This window comes from Pseudomonas sp. HY13-MNA-CIBAN-0226 (assembly GCF_040310305.1).
GTDB lineage: Bacteria > Pseudomonadota > Gammaproteobacteria > Pseudomonadales > Pseudomonadaceae > Aquipseudomonas > Aquipseudomonas gregormendelii.
Genome location: NZ_JBEOPS010000393.1, coordinates 1 through 258, shown reverse-complemented (window position 1 = coordinate 258; position 258 = coordinate 1). Strand labels below are relative to the sequence as shown.

The window sequence follows — 258 nt, the reverse complement described above, 5'->3', positions numbered from 1 at the left end:
GGCATACACCGGTCAAGGTGGATGTGCGCATTATCGCGGCCACCCACCAGAACCTGGAAACACTGGTGCATGCGGGTAAATTCCGTGAGGACTTGTTCCACCGCCTCAACGTGATCCGCATCCACATCCCGCGCATGTCGGACCGTCGCGAAGACATCCCCACCCTCGCCCGCCACTTCCTCAGCCGCGCCGCCCTGGAGCTGGCCGTGGAGCCCAAGCTGCTCAAAAGCGAGACCGAGGACTACCTCAAGAACCTGC

Annotated in this window: 1 protein-coding gene; it reads left to right on the top strand. The window is 62.4% G+C overall.

What is annotated here, in order from left to right; translation table 11 throughout:
* Positions 1–258: sigma 54-interacting transcriptional regulator (locus AAEZ05_RS29230; protein WP_350650115.1), on the top strand; the 258-nt coding region annotated here is incomplete at both ends.